Source organism: Nitratireductor sp. StC3, from assembly GCF_003015025.1.
Lineage (GTDB): Bacteria > Pseudomonadota > Alphaproteobacteria > Rhizobiales > Rhizobiaceae > Mangrovimarina > Mangrovimarina alexandrii.
The window spans coordinates 169,538-193,151 of record NZ_PYBP01000005.1 but is presented as its reverse complement, the minus strand read 5'-3'; the positions used below and the strand labels follow the sequence as shown (position 1 = coordinate 193,151).

23 protein-coding genes and 1 other RNA gene are annotated in these 23,614 nt (G+C 67.2%); 12 read left to right on the top strand and 12 right to left on the bottom strand.

The window, feature by feature from the left end; translation table 11 throughout:
• Positions 1 to 202: 202 nt before the first annotated feature.
• Entirely contained in the window at positions 203 to 2,083 is a 1,881-nt protein-coding gene (locus C7T96_RS12685; RefSeq protein ID WP_106571604.1) for an ATP-binding protein, read from the top strand.
• A gap of 380 nt (positions 2,084 to 2,463) precedes the next feature.
• Here C7T96_RS12685 and C7T96_RS12675 read toward each other — a convergent pair whose 3' ends face one another.
• On the bottom strand, positions 2,464 to 3,246 hold the full coding sequence (locus tag C7T96_RS12675) for a GGDEF domain-containing protein (RefSeq protein ID WP_106571602.1): 783 nt from the start codon (positions 3,244 to 3,246) through the stop codon (positions 2,464 to 2,466).
• A 112-nt stretch (positions 3,247 to 3,358) separates the two neighbouring features.
• Positions 3,359 to 4,306 (bottom strand): tRNA (adenosine(37)-N6)-dimethylallyltransferase MiaA, encoded by a 948-nt coding sequence (miaA, locus tag C7T96_RS12670; protein ID WP_106571601.1) that lies wholly within the window; start codon positions 4,304 to 4,306, stop codon positions 3,359 to 3,361.
• On the opposite strand from miaA, the gene serB reads away from it, so the two are divergent.
• Together serB and C7T96_RS12660 are read left to right on the top strand one after the other, a co-directional pair.
• Positions 4,305 to 5,195, top strand: a complete 891-nt coding sequence (gene serB, locus C7T96_RS12665) for a phosphoserine phosphatase SerB (protein WP_106571600.1) — start codon at positions 4,305 to 4,307, stop codon at positions 5,193 to 5,195. The genes miaA and serB overlap by 2 nt on opposite strands.
• Positions 5,192 to 5,755: a GNAT family N-acetyltransferase gene (locus C7T96_RS12660; RefSeq protein ID WP_106571599.1), complete on the top strand. Its 564-nt coding sequence runs from the start codon at positions 5,192 to 5,194 to the stop codon at positions 5,753 to 5,755. Before serB ends, C7T96_RS12660 begins: the two co-directional genes overlap by 4 nt.
• Positions 5,756 to 5,806: 51 nt before the next feature.
• On the opposite strand, the gene C7T96_RS12655 is transcribed toward C7T96_RS12660, so the two are convergent.
• The 8 genes from C7T96_RS12655 to C7T96_RS12620 all read right to left on the bottom strand — a co-directional run bounded on the left by C7T96_RS12655 (position 5,807) and on the right by C7T96_RS12620 (position 12,426).
• Positions 5,807 to 7,294 (bottom strand): DegQ family serine endoprotease, encoded by a 1,488-nt coding sequence (locus C7T96_RS12655; RefSeq protein WP_106571598.1) that lies wholly within the window; start codon positions 7,292 to 7,294, stop codon positions 5,807 to 5,809.
• Between the two features lie 121 nt (positions 7,295 to 7,415).
• Entirely contained in the window at positions 7,416 to 7,601 is a 186-nt protein-coding gene (locus C7T96_RS12650; RefSeq protein ID WP_106571597.1) for a DUF2065 family protein, read from the bottom strand.
• Between the two features lies 1 nt (position 7,602).
• Positions 7,603 to 8,562 (bottom strand): protease modulator HflC, encoded by a 960-nt coding sequence (gene hflC, locus C7T96_RS12645; RefSeq protein ID WP_106571596.1) that lies wholly within the window; start codon positions 8,560 to 8,562, stop codon positions 7,603 to 7,605.
• Complete coding sequence (gene hflK / locus C7T96_RS12640) at positions 8,562 to 9,644, bottom strand: FtsH protease activity modulator HflK (RefSeq protein ID WP_106571595.1); 1,083 nt, start codon at positions 9,642 to 9,644, stop codon at positions 8,562 to 8,564. Before hflK ends, hflC begins: the two co-directional genes overlap by 1 nt.
• A 188-nt stretch (positions 9,645 to 9,832) precedes the next feature.
• On the bottom strand, positions 9,833 to 10,327 hold the full coding sequence (locus C7T96_RS12635) for a dihydrofolate reductase (RefSeq protein ID WP_106571594.1): 495 nt from the start codon (positions 10,325 to 10,327) through the stop codon (positions 9,833 to 9,835).
• A gap of 21 nt (positions 10,328 to 10,348) precedes the next feature.
• Complete coding sequence (locus C7T96_RS12630) at positions 10,349 to 11,143, bottom strand: thymidylate synthase (RefSeq protein WP_106571593.1); 795 nt, start codon at positions 11,141 to 11,143, stop codon at positions 10,349 to 10,351.
• Positions 11,144 to 11,262: 119 nt separating this feature from the next.
• Positions 11,263 to 11,718, bottom strand: a complete 456-nt coding sequence (locus C7T96_RS12625; RefSeq protein WP_106571592.1) for a YHS domain-containing (seleno)protein — start codon at positions 11,716 to 11,718, stop codon at positions 11,263 to 11,265.
• 117 nt (positions 11,719 to 11,835) lie between these two features.
• Entirely contained in the window at positions 11,836 to 12,426 is a 591-nt protein-coding gene (locus C7T96_RS12620) for a TetR/AcrR family transcriptional regulator (protein WP_106571591.1), read from the bottom strand.
• Between the two features lie 87 nt (positions 12,427 to 12,513).
• Between C7T96_RS12620 and C7T96_RS12615 the strand changes: the two genes are divergently transcribed.
• The 6 genes from C7T96_RS12615 to C7T96_RS12590 all read left to right on the top strand — a co-directional run bounded on the left by C7T96_RS12615 (position 12,514) and on the right by C7T96_RS12590 (position 15,518).
• Entirely contained in the window at positions 12,514 to 13,305 is a 792-nt protein-coding gene (locus C7T96_RS12615) for a crotonase/enoyl-CoA hydratase family protein (protein WP_106571590.1), read from the top strand.
• 21 nt (positions 13,306 to 13,326) lie between these two features.
• Positions 13,327 to 13,682, top strand: a transfer-messenger RNA (tmRNA) gene (gene ssrA / locus C7T96_RS12610).
• Between the two features lie 128 nt (positions 13,683 to 13,810).
• Entirely contained in the window at positions 13,811 to 14,365 is a 555-nt protein-coding gene (locus C7T96_RS12605; RefSeq protein ID WP_106571589.1) for an AAA family ATPase, read from the top strand.
• A gap of 117 nt (positions 14,366 to 14,482) precedes the next feature.
• Entirely contained in the window at positions 14,483 to 15,043 is a 561-nt protein-coding gene (locus tag C7T96_RS12600; RefSeq protein WP_106571830.1) for an SspB family protein, read from the top strand.
• 29 nt (positions 15,044 to 15,072) lie between these two features.
• A complete protein-coding gene (locus tag C7T96_RS12595; RefSeq protein WP_106571588.1) occupies positions 15,073 to 15,270 on the top strand; it encodes a DUF4169 family protein in 198 nt (65 codons plus the stop codon).
• Entirely contained in the window at positions 15,267 to 15,518 is a 252-nt protein-coding gene (locus tag C7T96_RS12590; RefSeq protein ID WP_106571587.1) for a ribbon-helix-helix domain-containing protein, read from the top strand. Before C7T96_RS12595 ends, C7T96_RS12590 begins: the two co-directional genes overlap by 4 nt.
• Before the next feature lie 42 nt (positions 15,519 to 15,560).
• On the opposite strand, the gene C7T96_RS12585 is transcribed toward C7T96_RS12590, so the two are convergent.
• Both C7T96_RS12585 and C7T96_RS12580 read right to left on the bottom strand, forming a co-directional pair.
• On the bottom strand, positions 15,561 to 19,475 hold the full coding sequence (locus C7T96_RS12585) for an AsmA family protein (RefSeq protein WP_106571586.1): 3,915 nt from the start codon (positions 19,473 to 19,475) through the stop codon (positions 15,561 to 15,563).
• 94 nt (positions 19,476 to 19,569) lie between these two features.
• Positions 19,570 to 20,982 (bottom strand): FAD-linked oxidase C-terminal domain-containing protein, encoded by a 1,413-nt coding sequence (locus C7T96_RS12580; RefSeq protein WP_106571585.1) that lies wholly within the window; start codon positions 20,980 to 20,982, stop codon positions 19,570 to 19,572.
• A gap of 132 nt (positions 20,983 to 21,114) precedes the next feature.
• Between C7T96_RS12580 and C7T96_RS12575 the strand changes: the two genes are divergently transcribed.
• From C7T96_RS12575 to C7T96_RS12565, 3 genes are all read left to right on the top strand, one after another.
• The gene (locus C7T96_RS12575) at positions 21,115 to 21,600 is read left to right on the top strand and encodes a thioesterase family protein (RefSeq protein WP_106571829.1); all 486 of its coding nucleotides are present in this window, start codon (positions 21,115 to 21,117) and stop codon (positions 21,598 to 21,600) included.
• An 8-nt stretch (positions 21,601 to 21,608) separates the two neighbouring features.
• Positions 21,609 to 23,240: a chloride channel protein gene (locus C7T96_RS12570; RefSeq protein WP_106571584.1), complete on the top strand. Its 1,632-nt coding sequence runs from the start codon at positions 21,609 to 21,611 to the stop codon at positions 23,238 to 23,240.
• Positions 23,241 to 23,403: 163 nt separating this feature from the next.
• Positions 23,404 to 23,601 (top strand): hypothetical protein, encoded by a 198-nt coding sequence (locus C7T96_RS12565; RefSeq protein WP_106571583.1) that lies wholly within the window; start codon positions 23,404 to 23,406, stop codon positions 23,599 to 23,601.
• The last annotated feature ends 13 nt before the right edge of the window (positions 23,602 to 23,614 follow it).

Below are 23,614 nucleotides of genomic sequence, written 5' to 3'. Positions count from 1 at the left end.
CTACGAGAATGATCCGTGTGTTCATGGGCGCGGACTTTAGGCACGGTTTCGGCCCCCGTCAACGCGAAAACGCGTCCGCGACCGTTCCCGTCATCGGCGAGCCGTCCCCGCCATTAGGGAAATGTCTACCATTCCCCAACACCCCGCCTTAACCCAACACGGCTACCGTGCCTGGCAACGAGGGTACGGGAATGTGTCGATGATGTATGCCGAGAACGGCAAGGCCGTCGGCGAAACGGTCAGCCAGGAAAGACGCAACCCCCAGCAGCCGGACGCCCGGATGCTGGGACGCGTCATCCAGTGCGACGGCGCGCGCGCGACCATTTCGTCCTATGTCGACGCGGCCGAGGACGCACCGACCGATCTGTGGAACATCGGCAAGCTGATTTCGGTGTCGACCGGCCAGACCCGTCTCGTCGGCCTGGTCTGCTCGATCGAGACGCCCTCGGGCATCTGGGCCGAAACCGGCACCAATCCGATCACGGTTCATCTCGAACTGATCGGTGAGGTTCGCGACGAGCCCGGTACCCGCCGGCCGGTCTTCGACCGCGGCATCACCGTCTATCCCAATATCGGTTCGATCGCGCACCAGATCAGGTCGCGCGATCTCGAGGCCGTGTACCAGATGCACGGCAAGCGGGCGGTCGCCATCGGCCAACTCGCCCAAAACACCAAGCTGCCGGCGCGCATCGCGATCGACTGCATGCTCAATCGCCATTTCGCGATCGTCGGCACGACCGGCGTCGGCAAATCCTCCGCCGTGTCGCTGCTCTTGCACAAGGCGATCGAGGAACGCCCCGATCTGCGCATTCTCATCCTCGATCCGCACAACGAATTCTCCGCCGCCTTCCCCAGTCAGGCCGCGCGCATCGACCAGACGACGCTCGACTTGCCGTTTTGGCTGTTCCGGCTCGAAGAGTTGACCGAGGTCTTGTTTCGCGGCCGCGACGGGGTGGTCGAGGAAATCGACATGCTTCGCGACCTTATTCCCGCGGCCAAGCTCGCCTACAGCCAACCCTCCGGCGCGGCGCGTCTGCGGCGCTCGTCCGATCACGGTTCGGTCACCGCCGACACGCCGGTGCCCTATCGCATCAACGATCTGATCAGGCTGATCGACGAGCGCATGGGCCTGCTCGATTCCAAGGCCGAGCGGCCCGTCCTGCGTTCGCTTCGCGGCCGGCTCGAAAGCATCATCAACGACCCGTCCTACCGGTTCATGTTCGCGCCGAGCCTGGTCGAGGATTCCATCCGCGACATCATCGGCAAGACCTTCCGCGTACCCCATGGCGGCAAGCCGGTCATGTGTTTCCAGATGGCCGGCATGCCCTCGGAGGTGGTCAACTCGGTCTGTTCGGTGCTGGCAAGGCTGGCCTTCGACCTCGCCCAGGCGAGCGCGAACCGGCTGAAATTGCTGGTGCTGTGCGAGGAAGCCCACCGCTACATGCCGTCCGACCCGCGGCTCGGCTTCGCGCCGACCCGCCACGCCCTGGCCCGGATCGCCAAGGAAGGCCGCAAATATGGCTGCTATCTCGGCGTCGTGACCCAGCGACCGGGCGAACTCGACCCGACCATCCTGTCGCAATGCTCGACCGTGTTCGCCATGCGCCTGTCCAATGATCGCGATCAGGACATCATCCGCAGCGCGATCGCCGACTCGTCGGCCTCCACCCTGTCGTTTCTGTCGTCCATGGGACAACGCGAGGCGATCGCCTTCGGCGAGGGCGTGGCCACGCCGATGCGCCTGAAATTCGAGGAACTCAGCCCCGACCTGATTCCCGGTGCCCACGCCGACAGCGACTTCGGCGAGGTGACCGAGCCCGACGACCTTGACCTCGCCGCGATGATCGAGCGGATGCGGCACGTCAACCGGGCCGAGCCGGCCAACGCCGCCGATCCGCAGGCCGATCCCGCCTTCTTCGGCGAGCCGAGCAGCGTGTTGAAACGCGTCCTGCCCGGCGGCGCGGCCAATAGCGGCGGCTGGGCCGACCGCGAACAACGGGGCGGCGGCGTTGCCGCTTTCGACGACGAACCGCGCCGCGCGCGCCGTTTCGGCGACGCCACCTACCGCCCGATCCGCGACTGACCCGGCCGACCGGCAAGCAAGCCCTCAAGCGTTTTTAGGCGAAGCGGAAGCCGCCGAGCCGTTCGCAAACGTCTTGCAACAATGCGTTGGGACCGGACTGCGAAGCCGTGCAAAGCAGAACGCCTCCAACGCCGGCATAGCCGCGCCGCGAGCGCGCGCGGCGCGGCGGCCGCCTTTTCCAAACCAGCTTTTCCGCCGCCCACGCCCTTTGTCGCCGCCGGATCTGCGCCGGCATAGGCCGCAAAGCCCGCCGGCGCCACGGCGCGAACCTGTTCGTCGATCTTCTCAGGAAGGATATTTTCGCTGCCGGCCGGCCTGCGGTTTGGCGGGCGCCGGAACGGGACGAGCCCGTCGGGCGCGGCACTGCGAGGCGCCCGGCCTCAGGCGCAGACCCGGTTGCGGCCCATACGTTTTGCCTGGTAGAGCATGCGATCGGCGCGGCGGAAAAAGTCCTCCGCCGTTTCCTTGCCGTCCCACACCGCGATGCCGACGCTCGTCGTCACCTTCAACCGAATATTGCCCGACACCACGGTCAGGCCCGAGATCGCCTTGCGGATGCGTTCGGCGAGCTTGGTAAGCAGTTCCTCGTCCATGTTCGGCGCCACCACGGCGAATTCCTCGCCGCCCAGCCGCGCCGCGACATCGTGATAGCGGGTGAAATCGCGCAAGCAGCCCGCGACCGCCCGCAGCACCTCGTCGCCGACATCGTGGCCATGGGTGTCGTTGACCGATTTGAAATGGTCGAGATCGAGGATCATCAGGCCGATCGGTTTGCCGATACGGCGGAACTCGTGCAGATATTCGCGTAGCGCATCGTCGAAATAACGCCGGTTCTGCATCCCGGTCAGCCCGTCGGTCAACGCCGCCTGCTCCAGCGTCTCGGAGCGCGCGCTGAGCGAGGCCGTCATCTCGCGCAGCTTGCCTTCTTCCTTCACCTGGGTGCGGATAAGCGGGTAGATGAAGAACATGCCGAAAAATACCGCGACGGCCAGAAGCATCACCGAGGCGAACAAAAGCTGGGACGGGCGCATGCCAGCCGCGCCGAAACCGCCCATATCCTCGAAACCGCCAAGCGCGTCATAGGCGACGAGCGTGAAGGCCCCGGACGTGAGGATCAGGGCGATAAAGGCAAAAAACGCCGATTCCGATTTATGGAAACGCATCGTCCACCACCAACCAGCCGAAACCGAGTTTCGCACGTCTTTGTTTACGGCCGTATTAATGACTGCAACCCTTGAGTGAAAATTTCTCTGCCGGCAATGGCCTGGTGGTGTCTTAAATGGGAGGGGTAAATATTCTGTCCACCCGAACGTCCGGGGCGATTTTCGTCCATGACGAATCCAGCTGATTGCGAAACCAGGTCGCCTGGCGCTTGGCGTAACGCCGGGTTGCGGTCTTGGCCCGCGAAACTGCATCCTCGAGCGTCGCCGCCCCGGCGAGGGCCGCCGACAGTTCGGGCACGCCGATGGCCTTCATCGCCGGAAGATCCGGGTCCAGGCCGCGCGCGACCAGCGCGCTGACCTCCTCCAGCGCGCCGGACGCCATCATGTCGTCGAAGCGCGCATCGATCCTGCGGGTCAACGTCGCCCGGTCGACCTCGAGCACGAAGCGGCGAAGCGTGTCCGGCTCCACGATCGCCGGCGCCCGACGGGCCTGCCAGTCGCCGATCGGACGGCCGGTATGGTCGAAAATCTCGAGCGCGCGCACGATGCGCTGACCGTCGGCCGGCGCGAGCCTTGCCGCGCTTGCCGGGTCGCGCGCCGCCAGCTCATCGTGAAGCGCGGCGCTGCCCTCGCGCGCGAGGCGGTCGCGCCAGCGGCGGCGAACCGCCGCAGGAATGTCGGGCATGGCGGAGAGCCCGCCTTCCAGGGCGCGGAAATAAAGCCCTGTCCCGCCGACGAAGATGAACGGGGCGCCGTCGACGCCAAATCGGTCCACGAGCGCGGCGACATCGCGCAGCCAGGCCCCGGTGGAATAGGCCCGTGCCGGATCGACATGGCCGTAAAGATGGTGCGGCGCCCGGTCGCGTGCGGCACGGTCCGGCCGTGCGGTGATGCGTTCGAGCGTCGCGTAGACCTGCATGGAATCGGCATTCACGATCCGCCCGCCGCTGCGCTCGGCCAGCGCCAGCGCCAGCCGCGACTTGCCGCTGGCGGTCGGGCCGGCTATCAGGATCGCGTTTTTCAACGGTGCCCGGCGTTCGGCCGGTGCAGGGTTTTTCATGGCACTGGTCGCAACAATCATTTCCAATCCCGTCGCCCGCGCGCTCAGCGAGGACGCGGCGACTATGGCCATATCGGCTCTCGGCGCAAGCCGGGTCGAGTGGCTGGCGCCGGCCGTCGCCGCCGACATCGCCGTGCCCGCGCACATCGATGCGGCCGATGCCGGCGCGCGCCTGCGGGCTGCGCTCGCCGGCCACCCGCTCGACATCGCCGTTCAGGACCGGGCCGGCCGGCGCAAGAAAATCCTGATCGCCGACATGGACTCCACCATGATCGGCCAGGAATGCATCGACGAACTCGCCGACGAAGTCGGCCTGCGCGCTCAGGTCGAGACGATCACCGCGCGCGCCATGGACGGCGAGATTGCCTTCGAGCCGGCGCTGCGCGAGCGTGTGGCGTTGCTCAAGGGCCTGCCGGTCGAAGTCGTCGCGCGCGTGATCGCCGAGCGCATCACGCTCGCCCCCGGCGGCCGCGAACTGGTCGCCACGATGCGAAGGGACGGCGCCTTCACCGCGCTCGTGTCGGGCGGCTTCACGCTGTTTACCGGGCCGGTCGCCGCCATGCTCGGCTTTCACGAGAACCAGGCCAACCGGCTGGTCGAAGAAGACGGCGTGCTGGCCGGCCGGGTCGACGAACCGATTCTGGGCCGCAGCGCCAAGGCCGAGGCCCTGCAGGCGATCGCCACGCGCCTCGGCCTGGACACGGCCGACGCCATCGCCGTCGGCGACGGCGCCAACGATCTCGACATGCTGCGGCTCGCCGGAACGGGCGTGGCGCTGCACGCCAAGCCGAGCGTCGCCGCCCAGGCCCGAATCCGCGTCGACCATGGCGACCTGACGGCGCTGCTCTACCTGCAGGGCTATCGCCAGCCCGAGTTCCACCGGCCATGAGGCTGGAGACGCCCCGTCTGCTGATCCGCAACTGGCGGGATCGCGACCGCGAGCTGTTTTTCCGGATCAATTCCGACGATCGGGTGATGGCGTTTTTCCCTTTCCGCCGAGACCGCGAGCAGGCCGACCGGCTGTTCGACATGCTGCGCGACGGCATCGCCAGGAACGGCTACGGCTTCGCGGCGCTCGAACTGCGCGCCACCGGCGCGCCGATCGGCTTCGCCGGTCTCCAGCCGGCCGGTCTCGAACCGGTCCTGCCCGCCGAAACGTTCGAGATCGGCTGGCGGCTGGCGCCGGAATTTTGGGGCAACGGTTACGCCAGCGAGGCCGCCCGGGCGCTGCTGGCCTACGGGTTCGACGATCTCGGCCTTGACGAGATCGTGTCCTTCGCGGTGTGGAACAACACCCGCTCGACCGCGGTGATGGAGCGGATCGGCATGCGGCGCGACCCGGAGGCGGATTTCGACCACCCGAAAGTGCCCGAAACCCATCCCGACTTGCGCCGCCACGTCCTCTACCGCCTGTCCCGCGAGGCCTGGCGCGCCCGCGCCGAGCCGTAGGCCGCGTTCAGACCGTGCGGGCCGCGTGCCCGGCGGCCATATGCGTGCGCGTCAATTCATCCGCACGGTCACGAAACGCAATTCGCCGTTCTTGGAGGCCAGCATCAACAGCGCGTTTTTGCGGCCCTGTTCCTTGAGCGCGGCGATCCGGTCCATCACCTGCTGCGGTGTCGAAACGGATTCCTGAGCGATTTCGGTGATGACGTCTCCGGCCGCGATACCCTTTTCCATCGCCGCCGAGTCCGGCGCGACCTCGGTCACGACCACACCGGACACATCCTCGGAAATCTCGAAACGCTGCCGCGCCGGGTCGTCGAGCTCGGCAATGGTCATGCCGAGCACCGTCGCGGTTGCGACCGTGCCGTCGTCGCCCTCGCCGCCCGTCTCGGCCGAGGCGAGCTGCTCGCCGTCCTCCAGCCGGCCGAGCGTGACCTCGACCGTGCTTTCCTTGCCCTTGCGCACGATCACCACGTCGACCGCCTTGCCGACAGGGCTTTCGGCGACGATGCGCGGCAGGTCGCGCATGTCGATAATGTCCTGGCCGTCGAACTTCACGATCACGTCGCCGGGCTGGATGGAGCCGTTGTCGACCGGGCCGTCCTTGACGATGCCGGCCACCAGCGCGCCCTTGGCCGTCGCCATGCCGAGGCTTTCGGCGATGTCGTCGGTCACCGGCTGGATGCGCACGCCGAGCCAGCCGCGCCGCGTCTCGCCGAACTCGCGCAACTGGTCGATCACGTTGACGGCGAGCTTGGCCGGGATCGAGAAACCGATGCCGATCGAGCCGCCCGACGGCGAGATGATGGCGGTGTTGATGCCGATCACCTCCCCGGCCATGTTGAACAGCGGTCCGCCCGAATTGCCGCGATTGATCGCCGCGTCCGTCTGGATGTAGTCGTCATAGGGACCGGAATTGATGTCGCGGTTGTTGGCCGACACGATGCCGATCGACACCGAGCCGCCGAGCCCGAACGGATTGCCGATCGCCAGCACCCAGTCGCCGACGCGCATCTTGTCCGAATCGCCGAACGGGACCGCGGTCAGTTTCTTTTTCGTCGGATCGACCTTCAGGATCGCCAGATCGGTCTTGGTGTCGCGCCCGATCAGTTCGGCCTTCAGCTTGCTGCCGTCGGAGAAATTGGCCTCGATCTCGTCGGCATCGGCGATCACGTGATTGTTGGTGACGATGATGCCCTCTTCGGCATCGATCACGAAGCCGGACCCGAGCGACTGCACCTTGCGCGGCCGGTTGTCCTGGCCTTCCCGGTTGCGGAAGAACTCGTCGAAGAAATCCTGGAACGGCGACCCTTCCGGCAATTTGGGCATCGGCACCGCGTCGCGTCCGCCGCGCGTCGTTTGCGAGGTCGAGATGTTGACCACCGCCCCGATCAGCCCGTCGGCGAGGTCGGCGACCGAGGCCGGCCCGGCGTTCTGGGCTGAGGCCTGGGGCACGGACATGGTGACGCCGGCGACGGAAACGGCGGCCGCGGCCGCAATCAGGCTCGTGCGCAGCGACGGCCAAACTCGCGTCAAGGACATGCGATCGTTCTCCCGGTAGCGGCGCATGACCGTCGGCGCGGCCCTCGCCCGATTGACTGAGACTTCCCAAAAAATACGGCGCGTTTGCGACCTCGCGCGCGCCGCATCGATAACGCCTGCGTTACCCGCGCACCATCCACACGATCGCGACCCCGGCCGCGACCGCCGCCAGCCCGCCATAACGCAGAACATGTTCCGGCGTCTCGCGCATTTCGGCTGCCAGCCGCCGGGCGAAACCGGGGAAGCCGCCATAGATCACGCCCTCGATCACGAGGACGAGACCGATGGCGGCAACGAAGTCGCCCATTCTATTGGCCGGGCGGCGTCGCGCCGGTGGTCGTGCGGTCGGCGCGCGGAGCGGCCGGAGCGTTTTCGGCCGGCGCCGGCGCGCGGCCGGCGGCCGAACCGAAATAGCGGAAGAACTCCGAGTTCGGCGACAGCACCATCGAGGTGCCCTCGCTGTCCAGCGCCTGCGTATAGGCGGCCATCGAACGATAGAACTCGAAGAATTCCGGATCGCGCTCGAAGGCGTCGGCGAAGATCGCGTTGCGCTCCGCCTCGCCCTCACCGCGCAGGATCTCCGATTCCCGGCGTGCCTCGGCGACGATTTCCACCACCTCGCGATCGGCGCGGGCGCGGATGCGCTGGGCCGCCTCGCGACCGCGCGCACGCAGGCGCTCGGCTTCGGCCAGGCGCTCGGCCTTCATGCGGTCATAGGTCTGTTGCGAAACCTCCTGGGTCAGGTCGGTCCGGCGAATGCGCACGTCCTCGATCTCCAGGCCGAGCGAATTGGCGTCCGGGCGCAACTGGTCGCGCACCTCGCGCATCATCGAAGAGCGCTCTTCCGAAAGCGCGGCCTCGAAGCCGCGCAAGCCGTAGACCCGGCGCAGCGCTGCGTCGAGACGCGTGCGCAGGCGCTGCTCGGCCAGCGTCACGCTGCCCGACACGGTCTGGCGGAAGGTCCGCGGATCGGAAATCCGGTAGGCGACGAACGCGTCGACCTCGTAGAACTTGCCGCCCGAGACCTGGACGCGAATGTCGTCGAGATCGAAGCGCAGCACGCGGTCCTCGATCAGCTGCACATTGTCGGCCTCCAGAAACCCGAAGGGCAGTTTGAAATAGAGGCCCGGTTCGGTCTTCACCTCGACGATCTCGCCGAAGCGCAGCACGATCGCCTGCTGGCGTTCGTTGACGATGAAAAACGACGAAAATCCGAGAATGACGAGGATCGCGACCACAAACGCGATAATGGGAAGACGGTTCGACATCACTGGTCTCCTCCCGCGCGCTTCTGCAGTTCGGGCAGCGGCAGATACGGCACCACGCCCTGGCCATTGTCCTGTTCGACGATCACCTTGTTGGATCCTTTCAGGATTTGTTCCATCGTTTCCAGAAACAGACGCTTGCGGGTGACGTCCGGCGCCTTGGCGTATTCGTCGTAGACGGAGATGAAGCGCTGGGCCTCACCGCGCGCCTCCTGCACGACACGGTTCTTGTAGGCGGCCGCCTCTTCCCGGATCTGGGCGGCTTCACCGCGGGCCTGGCCGAGTTGCTGGTTGGAATATTGATTCGATTCCTCGACGAAACGGTCTTCGTCCTGCTCGGCGCGCTGCACCTCGTCGAACGCGTCGGCCACCTCGCGCGGCGGCGCGGCGTCCTCGATCGAGATCGCGTTCACCGCCAGGCCGGAGCCGTATTCCTCGAGCGTCGTCTGGATGATGCTGCGCACATTGTCGGAAATGCCCTGGCGATCGTCGCGGAACACGTCCTGGGCCGGTCGACGGCCGACGACCTCGCGCACCGCGCTCTCGCCGATCTGGCGGATCATGTCGTCCGGGTTCTGCACGTTGAACAGATAGGCGCGCGGATCGGCGACCTGATAGGCGACGGAAAAGCTGACATCGACGATGTTCTGGTCGCCCGACAGCATCAGACCGGAGGAGGTCGATCCCCTCGCATCGCCGATATTGAGCAGTTTTTCGGCCGTGTTGGCCTTTTCGACGGTCTCGATCGGCCACCAATGGAAATGCAGGCCGGGCTCGGAAATATCGTCCTTCGGCTTGCCGAAGCGCAGTTCCACGCCAAGTTCGTCGGGCTGGACGGTGTAGATCGCCTTGAAGGCCCACAGTCCGAGCAGGCCGACCACGATCAGCCCGACAATGGCGGGGCTGAAGCCGCCGCCGCCCGGCAGAGCCTGCTTCAGCCGGTCCTGGCCGCGTCGGATAATATCCTCAAGGTCGGGGGGGGAGTTGGACGGTCCACCCGGACCGCGCGGTCCCTGGCCCCAGGGGCCACCGCCATTGCCGCCCCCCCAAGGGCCGCCGCCTCCGCTCTGATTACTCCAGGGCATGAAATTCCTTTCATTGTGCGTTCCGCTTCGCGACGGCCTGAATGCCGGGCGGAATCCATGTGTCGAGAGTTATAGGGATGCGCTACCGCCCTTTCAACGCGGGCATGGACCTTGCGGTGTCATTTGCCGCACATGGTCGCGCTTTCTTACATCATAGGGTAAAAAACCGGGCACGGCCATGCAAGCGCTCAGCGCCTTTCGTAAACGGCGTAACGGGTGGCGTGGCTGTCCTTTTCCCCGGGCGGGATCTCGGCCTCCTCCACCACCGCCCACACAGACGGGTCGATCGGCGGAAAACGCGTGTCGCCGTCGATATCGGCCAACACATGGGTCACATGCAGCCGGTCGGCCAGGCCGATCGCCTGGGCATAGAGCTCGCCGCCGCCGATCACGCAGATCTCATCGCCGTCCTCGCGCGCCGCCATCGCCAGCGCCTCGTCGAGCGTCGCCGTCACCGTGACGCCGTCGGCGCGCCAGTCGCGATTGCGCGTCACCACGATGTTGGCCCGGCCGGGCAAGGGTCTGCCGATACTGTCGAAGGTCTTGCGTCCCATGATGACGGGTTTGCCCAGCGTGACCGCCTTGAACCGCTTGAGATCCGTCGACAGGCGCCACGGCATGCCGCCGTCGCGTCCGATGACGCCGTTTTCGGCGACGGCCACAACGATCGCGATACTGCTCATGGCGAGCCCCTCACACCCGCCTCATACCGCGATCGGCGCCTTGATCGAGGCGTCGGCCTCGTAGCCTTCGAGGCTGAAATCGGCGTAGCGGAAGGCGAACAGGTCGGCGACATCGGGATTGATGCGCATCGTGGGCAGCGGCTTCGGCGTGCGGGTCAGCTGCAGCCGCGCCTGCATGAAATGGTTGTGGTAGAGATGCGCGTCGCCGAGCGTATGAACGAATTCGCCCGGCCGCAGTCCCGTCACCTGCGCCACCATCATCGTCAACAGCGCGTAGGAGGCGATGTTGAACGGCACGCCGAGGAAGATGTCGGCCGAGCGCTGGTAGAGCTGGCACGACAGCCGGCCCTCGGCGACGTAGAACTGGAACAGGCAGTGGCACGGCGGCAGCGCCATTTCGCCGATCTCGGCCGGGTTCCAGGCCGACACGATCAGGCGCCGCGACTCGGGATTGTCGCGGATCTGGTCGACGAGTTGCGCGATCTGGTCGATCGAGCCGCCGTCCGGCGTCGGCCAGGAGCGCCATTGCGAGCCATAGACGGGGCCGAGATCGCCGTTCTCGTCGGCCCATTCGTCCCAGATCGTCACGCCGTGCTGGTTGAGGTAGCCGATATTGGTGTCGCCGGACAAAAACCACAGCAATTCGTGGATGATCGACTTCAAATGCAGCTTCTTGGTGGTCAGCACCGGAAAGCCGTCATCGAGGTCGAACCGCATCTGGTGGCCGAACACCGAGCGGGTGCCGGTCCCCGTGCGGTCGCCGCGATCGGTGCCCGTGTCGAGCACGTGGGACAAAAGGTCGAGATATTGGCGCATGGTGTTCCGGGACAGCGATTCTCTTCGCGCCTCACATTAGCCTATCGCGCCCGGCCGCGCACGCCATTGTCCGGCCTGTCCCCAACCGGTAAAACGCAGCCAATGCCGGCGCCGGCATCTCAGTCCAGCACGGCCGGCCAATTGGCGTCGGCTTTGGCGACATTGCCGGCGATGTCCTGCGACCATTGTGCGCGCACGGACTGCGAATAGTTGAGATAGAGCCTGCCGTCGACGACCGTCCAGGCCTCGGGATCGCCCTTGGCGGTATAGCCCTGGCTCACCGCCCAGGCGCAGTAACCGCCATAGTGCGGCAGATATTTTTGCGGATCGGCGCGGAAAGCGTCGCGGTTGCGCGCGCTGGCGAAGCGGTAGCGCACGCCCTCGTGGCTGGCTTCGATCGCCGGATCGCCCGGGATCGCGGCGTTTTCACTCTGGTAGGCCACGACATCGTAGCCGCCGGCGCCCACTCCCGCCACCAGGCCGGTAAACACCTTGTCGGCGGCAACCGCCGCGCCGGCGGTGCCAAGCGCGGCCGCCGCGCCGGCAATCAGGCCCAAGACCCCACGTCGCTGCATCGCACATCCTCCCTCTCTGCCGACACCGCTTGTAGCGCGGCCGGGCCTGCCGCGCGCTACACGACCTCACACGAATGCTTGATCCCGGCGCAATACCGGCGAACGTGGCGGACCGCCTCAGGTCCGCCCGGACCGGGACAGCGCGGCCTCGACCAGCATAAAGGCCGTCGCGCCGGCTTCCTCCATATAGTCCGGGTCGCGATGCAACAGCACGACGGCGAAGGAGCCGTCGAGCAGCAGCACGATCCGCCGCGCCAGACGGTCCGGCTCCGCCAGCCCCGCGCCCGCAAAAATTTCCGCAAGCCAGGCCTCGAACTTCTTCTTATGCGCCGCGCCGATGCGCATCGCCGGGTGGCCGGGCATCGCCGCCAATTCGGCCGCCGTGCGCAGGAAGCCGCAGCCCTTCCATCCCGGCTTGCGGGCCGATCGGGCGAGCGCGCAGAAAATGCCGCGCACCTTGTCGGCAAGCGAACCGTCGGTTTCGGCGAACCAGCGCCGGAAAGTGGCAAGATTGGGCTGGTCGCGCCCTTCCAGATAGGCGGCGATCAACTCGTCCTTGCTGGCGAAATGATAATAAAGCGTGCGCTTGGTGACCCCGGCCTTGGCGGCGACCGCATCGACGCTGACCGCGCGGATGCCCTCGCCGTAAAACAGCGTCGTGGCCGCCTGCACGATGCGTTCGCGGGTGGATAATGCCGTCATCGCCATGGCCCTATGTATACCGACTAGTGAATATACACAACAGCGGCGTCACGCTACCTTCCCGTCGTCCCCCACGCACGCAGGAAAAGCACCATGCCAGAACCGGTTCTCATCGACGTCGCCGACGGCATCGCCGTCCTCACCCTCAACCGTCCCGACAAGCTCAATGCGCTGTCCCGCGCGATGATCGACCGTGTGCTGGACCTGCTCGACGGGATCGAGAGCGACAGCCGCTGCCGCGCAGTGATCCTGACCGGTGCAGGCCAGCGCGCCTTTTCCGCCGGCGCCGACATCGCCGAATTTCGCGAAAGCGTGCGCGCGGGCATCGACTGCGCCGTGCGCGACTTCGTGCGCCGCGGCCAGCGCATGACGGCGCGGATCGAGGCCTATCGCAAGCCGGTGATCGCGGCGGTCAACGGCTTCGCCTTTGGCGGCGGTTGCGAGATCGTCGAAGCCGCTCACCTGACGGTCGCCAGCGACGACGCCCTGTTCGCCAAGCCGGAAATCCGGCTCGGCATGCCGCCGACATTCGGCGGCACGCAGCGTCTCGCCCGGCTGGCGGGCCGCAAGCGCGCGCTGGAATTGCTGCTGACCGGCGAAACCTTCTCGCCGCGATATGCGCTCGAACTCGGGCTGGTCAACCGCGTCGTGCCGCACGACGAGCTGATGGCGACAGCGCGCGACCTGGCCGGTCGCATCACGGTCCACACCGCCTCGGCCGCCGCGGCGGTCCTGGCGGCGACCACGCGCGGCCTCAACATGAGCATCGCCGAGGGCCTGCAGACCGAATGCGACCTGTTCGCCGGCCTGGTGCCCACGCACGATCTCTCCGACCGGCTCGACCGGTGGCTGGCGCGCAAGGCGAAGCCGGTTCCGGCCGCATAGCCCGACAAACCGCGTGCCGGCGGTCTTTTCATTTGCCGTCGGCATGCCTATATTCGTCCCGTCAGCTTGACTGACTATGGCGATAAACTGCCGATGTAATAAGCCGTTCGGACCCGGGGGCGGTACCCGGCGCCTCCACCATAAACCGCTTTGCCTGGCGGTTTTTGATGGGGGCGAAATAGGATCGACGAAGGTGTAAAGATCGGACTTTTGCCCGGCATTGTACCACCGTTATCGGGCTAAACTTGTAGTTGCAAACGACAACTATGCGGAAGCACGTCTCGCTGCGTAATGCGGCTCGACAGCTTCAATTCAAGTCCTAGCGGTTCGCACCTCTAGGCGGGGTTCGGAGGCACCTGGCAACAGAAGCCTCCACTTCTCCCCATCTGCCTCCCCGTCCATTCCCGTCCGCTGTCGCGCGTGTCGGCGCCGCTTGGCGCGCCCCGCGGCCGCTTTCCCGCGCGCACGCCGTCGCCGCCAAAATCATCCAGCCAGGGAGCATGCCATGTCCTCACCACAGAGCGAGCGCCTGTTCGTCTTCACCGGCGGGCCGGGCTCCGGCAAAACCACTTTGCTCGACGCACTGGCCGCGACCGGCTTCGCCGTCATGGACGAGGCCGGGCGCGGCGTCATCCGCCAGCAACAGGCGATCGGCGCCGACGCCCTGCCCTGGGCTGATCGGGCACGCTTCGCCGACTGGATGCTGTGTTGGGAATTGCGGTCGCACGCGCTCGCCATGCAGCGCAGCGGGACCGTCCTGTTCGACCGTGCCATCCCCGACATTGTCGGCTATCTCGCCCTGTCGCGGCTTGCCGTGCCGCCGGCGTTGACACGGGCCGCCACCGATTTCCGTTACAACGCGACCGTCTTCATCGCGCCGCACTGGCCCGAGATCTACGTCAACGACGCCGAACGCCGCCAATCGCCCGAGGAAGCGCGGCGCACCCACGCCGCGATGGCAAACACCTATTCCGCCTTCGGCTACCGGCTTGTCGAATTGCCCAAAACCGGTCTTGCCGAACGGGTGCGCTTTGTGGTCGACACGCTGCGGACGGCATGAGACATCGCCGGCCGCGATGCTGACCGGCGCCGCATGCGGGAATATCGCACTCGCCGGTTCCATCTTTGTGCAAACCGCACTAAATCTAACCGGACTCACTCGATGGACCCCGACTGCATGACGGACGACCAAATTCGCTACGACATCCTCGCCCAGGAAGCCTTGCGCGGCGTGATGCGCAAGGTTTTGAGCGAGGTTGCCAAGACGGGCCTGCCGGGCAACCATCACTTTTTCATCACCTTCCTCACCGGCGCGCCCGGCGTGCGGGTCTCCAGCCGGCTGCGCGAGCGCTATCCCGAGCAGATGACGATCGTGCTGCAATACCAGTTCTGGGACCTGAAGGTGACCGATAGCGGCTTCGAGATCGGCCTGTCGTTCTCCGATGTGCCCGAAAAGCTCGAAATCCCGTTCTCGGCCGTGCGCGGTTTCTACGACCCGTCCGTCAATTTCGAACTCGAGTTTGACGTGAAGGTGGAGGCCCCGGCCGAAGAAGTGCCGGAACCGGAGGCGGACGACAAAAAAGCCGCCGCGCCCGCCAAGGCGACCGCGGCGAAAAAATCCGGCGGCGAGCGCGCCAAGAAGAAGAAGGACGAGGCAAAGGCCGAGGAGCCCGCCGAGGCGGAGGCCGAAACCAAGGGCGCCCAGGTCGTCTCGCTCGATGCGTTCCGAAAGAAATAGCCCAAAAGCGTGTCCGCTCGGGAGCGCCGATGGCTGAGATCGTCAATCTGCGCCTGGCGCGCAAGCGTGCCGAACGGGCCGCGCGCGAAAAGCGGGCGAGCGAAAATCGCGCACGCCACGGCCGCACCAAGACCGAAAAGCAGACCGAAGCCCGCACCGAACGAACCGCCCGCGCAGCGCTCGACGGCCATCGCCGCGACAAGCCGCAAGGCGACGACCGGCCGTGAGCGGCGTGCGCAAACGATCGGTCACGATCCGCGGCCACCGCACCAGCTATTCGATCGAACAGGCTTTTTACGACGAGTTGAAGAAAATCGCGGCCCGGCGTGATCGCGCCCTGGCCGCGCTCGTCGCCGAAATCGACGAACAGCGCCCGCGCGACACCAATCTGTCGTCGGCATTGCGACTTTACGTGCTTGACCATGTGCGCGCGCGCGACGCCGAACGCGCCCGCCGTCCCGAACCGTCATCGTAACAGCCGCGCGCCGCGCTCGGCCGGGACGCGCCTGCCGCAAACTCAGCGCCCCGGTGAATGGGACTTCAGAAATTCTTCGATGTCCATCGCGTCGAAATCGAGTTCCGAAGCGGAACCCGGCCTCGGTCTCGGCGGCCGCGCGGGCGGCGGCAGCGGCGTGCGGGTGATCGTGTCGGTCGATGCGGTCCCGGCCTCGTCGACCGGCTCGCGGGCCTGTTCGCGCGCGGCCTGTTCCGCACGAAGCCGCGCCTCCTCCTCCGCGCGCCGCCGGGCCTCGTCCTCGGCGCGGATGCGCGCGGCCTCTTCCTCGGCTTTCTGGCGCGCGGCCTCTTCCTTCGCCTTCAACCGTGCGGCCTCCTCGGCCTGGCGCCGCTCTTCCTCCTCGGCCTGGCGCGCGGCCTCTTCCTCTGCCTTCAACCGCGCGGCTTCCTCGGCCTGGCGCCGCGCTTCCTCCTCGGCCTGGCGCCGCGCCTCTTCTTCCGCCTGGCGGACGCGGCGCGATTCGGCAAGCTGCGTGTAATAGCGCACTTCGCGCCGCAGCCGCTGCTTTTCGAGCAGTTCGGCCTGCATCTTTTCCACCCGCGCCTGTTCGCGTTCGAGCGCGCGCTGGGTCAGGAATTGCGCCAGCGGCGCGGTATCGAAACGGCGCATCACATTGCCGATCGGCCCTTCGGCGACAAAGCCGACCACCGGCTCGGACCCGACCACCGCCTCGTCGCCGGCCTCGTAACGAAGCTGCCCGTCCATCGACACCGCGCCGGAATTGAGATCGGCGCGGGCCTGCGTCTCCAAACGCGCCGCACCGGCCTCCATGAACAGCGGCGGCGTACGGATCACGCCGCCGGCAATGGTGAAGGGGGCAACGATTTCGCCGATCCCAAGCGTCCCGTCGGCGACCAGCGCAGGCGCGAAACCGGCCGTCTGGTCTGCGGTGATGTCGCGGCCGATCTCGTCGGCGCGCGCCAGGATCGGCCCGAGCGCGTCCGCACTCAGGCCCGGCACGGCAAGCCCGACGAACCGCGCCGTGCCCGATCCCGTCAGCGCCGCGATCAGCCCGCCGACGGTGCGCCCGCTCGCCGTCGCCGACGCGCTCAGATCGGCGCTGCCGCCGAAACCCGGCGCGCGCAGCAGCGTCGCGCTGTCGGCGCCCTCGATCTTCAGTTGGGCCGAAAACAGGCCCGCCCCCTGATTGTTGTTGAGCTCCGCAAGCCCTTCCAGCGAACCGCCGACGAAGCCGGCCTCAAGATCGGCGAGCCGCAGCCCTTCCCGGTCCAGCGCCAGAGTGAAGCTGGCCTCCTCCGCGCTCAGCCAGGCACCGACGCCGAGCGTGCCGACCTCGAAATCCAGCCGCCCGGTAAACGGCACCGTCGCGGCCTGGACAAACGGCGCGTCGGGCCAGCCCTCGCCGTCATATTCGATTGCGCCTTCGCCGAGCACCAGCCCGGCCGCGAGCGCGAGATCGAACCCGCCGAGCGCGAGCCTGCCGGCGAGATCGGGCATCCCGTCCGCGAGCCGCGCCCGCAAATCTCCCGAAACCGTATTGCCGGCGAGATTGCCGGCGATCTCGGAAAGCGTGAGCACGCCCCCCTCCAGCGCGACATCGCTTTTGAGATCGGCGGGAAGCCCGAGCCCCATGCCGGGCAGGGTCAGGCCCGAGGTCATCAGCCACGGTTCCAGATCGTCGCCCGACAGGTCGAGCCCGCCCTTGGCCGACAGCGCCATGCCGTTTACCGTGGCGCTGCCGGAAAACCGCGCCTGGGCCTGCGGCGACAGGAGCGCGAACCGGACCGCGGCGCCTTCCGACAAGGTGCCGTCCACCGCCAGTTGCGCCGTGCCTTCGCCGGTCAGGCCGAGATCGAAGGCCGGCAGGCCGGCAAAGGCCAGCAGTTCGGCGGTATTCGTGGTTTCGGCCTCCAGCGACAGCGCCAGCGGCGCGCCGAAAAGGTCGCCGTCGAAAGCCTCCGACGACAGCGACAGGCTGACATCGCTGTCGCCGATATGGCCCTGCGCGCCCAGCGATGCCTGGCCCGGCCCCGCGTCGGCGCGCTCCAGGCTCGCCACCAGGTCGATCTGCGCGTCATCCATCAGCCCCTGATAGGCATCGGCCCGGCCGGCAAGCGCGGCCGCCAGGGCGTTTTGGGGAAAGCGCGCCGCCACCAGCCGCGCGAACGGGGCGAGATCGCCGGCGAGGATGGAGGCGTCGACGGAGCCGCTCGGCCGGCCGTCAATGTCGCGTAGCTTCGCCGTCGCGCTGATATTGGCGCCGGCCAGGCCGGTCACCGCCAGCCGGTCGATGTCGAGCTGGTCGCCGCGCAGCCTGAAGGCGGTATCGACCTCCTCGGCAGCCAGGCCTGACAGCCGCACCGGCCCCGCCTTCAGGCTGAAATCGATGTCGTGGCCGCCGAAATGGGTCACGCCGGCATCGCTGACGAACAGCGAGGCGAATGCCGCCATGCCGTCGACGTCCAGCGCCTCGCCTTCCAGCTTGGCGGCCATGGCCGGCCGCACGGCGTCGCGCCGCTGGCGGTCGAGCGAGCCGCGAAACCGCGCTGTGCCCAGGATCAATTCCAGATTGTTGAAAAGCTGGCGCTCGGCGCCCAGTTCGACATCGGCGGCGAAACCGGCGGCCGGCAGGCGCCGGATCGCCTCGTCGACGTCGCGCGCAAGCCAGGCCGCGAAGCCCGACGGCTGACCGACCGCCAACAAAAGCCGGCCGTCGAAGCGCATCGCCTCGCCGGCCGAAATCAGCCCGTTCGCCTCCAGCCGCGTGCGGCCGGGCAGCGTCGCGCGCAGCGTGTTGACCGTCCAGCCGTCCGCGCCCGGCTCGGCCGAGAACGACACGTCGCGAATGGTGGTATCGCCGGCCACGATCGCCGGCAGGTCGATGTCGACCGTGCCCGCGATGCCCGGCCGCGGCAGGTCGAGCACGGCCTCGTTGAGCGCGTCCAGGCGATCCTGCAGCGCCAGGCCGGTTATGTCGCCTGCTTCGCCCTCCCCGCGGTCGAGCCGCACCTGCGCGCCGGTCGCCTGGATCAGGAAACGCGGCGAGACGCCGAAATCGAGCAGCGCGGTGCCGTCGGCGGTATAGGGGTCGTCGAGCGTACCGGTCTCGAGCCGAAACTCCGAAACGTCGAGCCGGTTGTTGTCGAGCGTGAACGCGCCGGCGAAACGAAAGCCGGCCGGCGCTTCGGGCTGCTCGCCCGTCTCGCCGTCGGCGCTGCGGATGCCTGCATCCAGTTTGAAGCGGCCGTCATAGCTGGCCGCCCCGTCATGCAGCCGCGCCCGGCCGTCGGTTTCCAGCGCGAAGGCGCGGTCGCTCGGGCGCACCCGCGCGCGCAGCCGCAACGTGCCGTCGTCCTCGACCGTGCCGGTCGACAGCGTGACCGCCGCCGCCTGCCCGTCGAGGCGCATCGATCCGTCGAGCCGCCACGGCCCGGCGAGCGTGCGCGCGGCGATCTCGGCATTGATCTCGCTGACAATATGCTCGCGGCCGCTGAGCGCATGACGCAGCCGCACCCTGCCTTCGGCCACCGTGATCTTTTCGAGCGATATTTGCGACGGATCGAAAAGGCTCGCCGGCCGCGCCGCCCAGTCTATGGTGCCGTCCTCGGCCACCGTGATGACCGCCGACGGCCGCTCGAGCCGCATGTCGAAGATCAGGATCTCGCCGCGCAGGAACGGCGACAATTCCGCGTCCATCGAGAAGCTGTCGACCGTCATCTGCGGCTCGCCGGGCGTCGCCCCGGCCACCCTGACATCGGTGAACCGCACCGAGGGAAACGGCAAGAGCCGCGCCGTGGCGGTGCCCTCCACGGTCACCGCGCGGCCGAGTATGCGGCTTGCCTCGCGTTCGAAATCGGCGCGATAGCTGGTCCAGTCGACAAAATAAGGCCCCACCAGCGCCGCGGTGAGCGCCAGCACGATCAAGCCGCCGATGAATACGAACAGACGGGCCAGAAACCTGCTCCTGAGTCGTCGATAGCCGACACCTTACCCCGATCGGCGTGTCGATAAAGTGGCGGCGCCGATCCCGGCCAGCGCGAAAAACCCGTCAGTCGAGCGCGAAAATCTTGCCCGGATTGAGAATGTTCTGCGGATCGAGCGCCTTCTTGATGGCCCGCATCACGTCGACGCCGGTGCCCAGTTCCAGTTCCAGAAACTTCGCCTTGCCTTGGCCGATGCCGTGCTCGCCGGTGCAGGTGCCCTCCATCGCCAGCGCCCGTTCGTTGAGCCGGGCAACGAAGGCCTCCGCCTGCGCGATCTCGCGCGTGTCTTCGGGGTCCATCAGCACCAGCACGTGGAAATTGCCGTCGCCGACATGGCCGACGATCGGCGCGACCAGGCCCATCGCCTCGATGTCGCGTTCCGTTTCGGCGATGCATTCGGCCAGCCGCGAGATCGGCACGCACACATCCGTCGACAGGCCGCGCGCGCCGGGCCTGAGCGGCAGCGAGGCCCAATAGGCGTCGTGGCGCGCCTTCCACAATTTGGTGCGTTCCTCGGCGACCTGGGTCCAGATGAACGGTCCGCCGCCGTGCTCGGCCGCGATCTCGCCAAAAAGCTGCGCCTGTTCGGCCACGCCGCTCTCGGTGCCGTGGAACTCGAGGAACAGGCACGGGCTTTCGGGATAGTCGAGCTTCGAATAGGCGATCATCGCCTTCATTTGCAGCCGATTGACCAGTTCGATGCGCGCGACCGGCACGCCCATCTGGATGGTGGCGATCACCGCCTCGCAGGCCGCCTCCACGCTCGGAAACGGGCACACCCCGCCCGACATCGCCTGGGGAATGCCCTGCAGCCTGAGCGTCAGCGAGGTGATGATGCCGAGCGTGCCTTCCGCGCCGATGAAAAGCCGCGTCAGATCGTAGCCGGCCGAGGATTTCTTGGCGCGCTTGGCGGTCGTCACCGTCTGCCCGTCCGCCGTCACCGCCGTCAGCGCCAGCACATTGTCGCGCATCGTGCCGTAGCGCACCGCGTTGGTGCCCGACGCACGCGTCGAGGCCATGCCGCCGAGGCTGGCATTGGCGCCCGGATCGATCGGGAAAAACAGCCCCGTGTCGCGCAGATAGGTGTTGAGCGCCTCGCGCGTCACGCCCGGCTCGATCGTGCAGTCGAGATCCTCGGCATTGACCGACACGATCTTGTCCATGCCCATCAGGTCGAGCGAGATGCCGCCGCCCGGCGCGTTGACATGACCCTCCAGCGACGTGCCGGTGCCGAACGGGATCACGGGCACGCGATACGTCGCGCAAAGGCGCACCACCTCCTGCACCTCCGGCGTCGAGTGTGCGAACACCACCCCGTCCGGCAATTGCGCGGGAATATAGGTGGTGGTGTGGGCATGCTGCTCGCGGATCGCCTGGCCGGTCTGAAACCGCTCGCCGAAGCGCTGCTTGAGGACGCCAAGCACGGCCTGGATGCCGTCTTCGTTGCGTTCGACGCGGACAAGATCGGCAAGCGCCATGTGTTCCTCCCGTGCATTGTGCCGCGCAGGCCTTGAGAAGGCGTCCCGGTTCTGATGAGTATCGGGACCGGGCCGGCGGGCGTCCGCGCCTTTATCGGCCGCGCCGGAGAGTTCATCAAGCGGGGAAATTCAATGACCATCGACGCACCGCTCCTGTCGCGCATCATGGAGATCGAAAAGGACTGGATCGACTATAACGGCCACCTCAACATGGCCTATTACAATGTGCTGTTCGATCGCTGTTCCGACGAGGCGTTCGAATTGATGGGCATGGGCCCCGACTATGCCAGCGCGCGCAGGCTGACGATCTACACCGCCGAAGTCCATGTCTGTTACGTCCGCGAACTGCATCTGGGCGATCGTGTCCGCGTCTCCTTCAATCTCATCGACCATGACGACAAGCGCCTGCGCGCCTACCAGGAGATCCATCATCTCGACGGCTGGCTGGCCGCGACGTCGGAAACGCTGTCCCTGCATATCGACATGGCCGGGCCGCGGGTCGTCGCCTTTCCCGACGACATAAGGCAAAGGGTCGAGGCGGTGCGTGCCGCCCACCGGGCCTTGCCGATGCCCGAACGCGCCGGCCGCTCGATCGCGATCCGGCGCAAATCCAACTAGGCTGGGCGATGAATCTCTTCGCCAAGCGCGCGATCGTCGCGCTCAGGGGCTGGGTCGGCCCGAACTGGCGCGATTTCCGCAAGGAACGCCAGCCGCTGGTCTTGTGCCTGGCGCTGGCGATCGGCCTTGGCGCCGGCATTGCCGCGATCATCTTCCGCGAACTGATCGGCATCGCGCAATGGTTCTGGCTCGGCAGCCGCTCCGAACAGACCCTGACGGCCGCCGCCGGCATGCCGTGGTGGGTGATCGTCGCCGGCCCGGTCGTCGGCGGCCTCGTCGTGGGCCTCCTGCTGCAGCGCATTTCCGTGCGCCGCGCCGGCGGCGTCGCCGACGTCATCGAGGCGCGCGCCTTTACCGGACGCAAGCTCGGCATGGCCGACGGGCTGTGGTCGGCGCTGGTCTCGGCCATCTCGGTCGGCAGCGGCGCCAGCGCCGGACGCGAGGGGCCGATCGTGCATCTCGGCGCAACGCTCGGCGGGGTGATCGCGCGCCGCGCCGCGCTGCCGGAATGGTGCCGCCGCACCTTGCTTTCGGCGGGCGTGGCAAGCGCGGTCGCCGCCTCCTTCAACGCCCCGTTCGCCGGCGTGCTGTTCGCCCACGAGGTGGTTTTGGGCCATTACGCGCTGCGCTCCTTCGTGCCGATCATGATCGCCTCGACCGCCGGCAGCGTCTTGTCCAGGCTGTGGTTCGGGCCCGACGCCTCCTTTTCCGTGCCGGCCTACGCGGTCGCTTCCTATTGGGAATTCCCCGCCTTCGTGCTTCTCGGCCTGGTCTCGGCCGTGGTCGCGATCCTGTTCCAGTTCGCGCTGTTCATCGCCGATTTCGCCGCCCGCCGCGTGGATATTCCGCTCTGGACCCGGCCGGTGGCCGGCGGTGTGCTGGTCGGGGCGATCGGCGTCTTTTTTCCGCATATTCTGGGTGTCGGTTACGAGCTCACCGACCTGGCCCTGTCGGAGCAACTGCCGCTGGCGCTCGTCTTGTCGCTGATCGTGCTGAAGACGGTGGCGACGGCAATCTCGCTTGCGGCGCGCTTCGGCGGCGGCGTGTTCGCGCCGGCGATGGTGGTCGGCGCGCTCACCGGCAGCGCCTTCGGCATGATCGCCTCCGGTCTTTTCCCCGACATGGCCTCCAGCGGCGGCCTCTACGCCATGCTCGGCATGGGCGCGGTCGCCGGCGCCGTGTTCGGCGCGCCGATCTCCACGGCGATGATCGTGTTCGAACTGACCGGCGGCTACGCGCTCGCCATCGCGCTGTTGCTGACGGTGGCCGTGGCTCAGGGCGTCATTCAGGCCGTGCACGGTCATTCCTGGTTCCAGTGGCAGTTGCGCCTGCGCGGCCTCGACGTGCGCGAGGGCCCGCACAAGCCGCTCGGCGCCTCGGTGCGGGTGATGGATTTCATGGAGCCGGTCGCCGCGGGCGGCGAGCCCCTCGCCTATGACCCCGAACGCGGCGGCACGGCGCTCAAACCGACCGACACGCTCGATGCGGCACTGCGCGCCCTCGACACTGGCGGCCATGAACGCCTGCCGGTCGTCGACCCTGCCGACTCCACCCGCATCATCGCCTGGGTCAGCCTGGTGGCGGCACTGCGCCACTTCAACCAGGCCCTCGTCCAGACCTCGGTCGAGGAACATCGCTGATGCGCGCGGGAACCGTCCCGGCCGGCGCAACACATTGTTAACCTTAACGAAACGTTAATGTGGACAGCCGAAGCCCGGCCTTGAACGCATAGGCCGACTCGCAACAGATGGCTCGGGAAACGGGTGAGGCGACGGGCACTTACAACGATATCGAGGTGATGGCGTGACGACTGACGTCCAGGCGCTGGCGCAAACGCTTGCCCGAGACCGGCGCTTTTCCGACTATGATTTTTGGCGGGCCAAGAACAATCTCGAAAACGCGATCCACGCCATCGCCGGACGCAACGAACCGATCCCGATCGATTATCTGCGATGGCGCGCCGTGGTGCGCGAGGTTCGCCATCTCCGGCAGGAGGGGTGAGCCCGACTGCTTA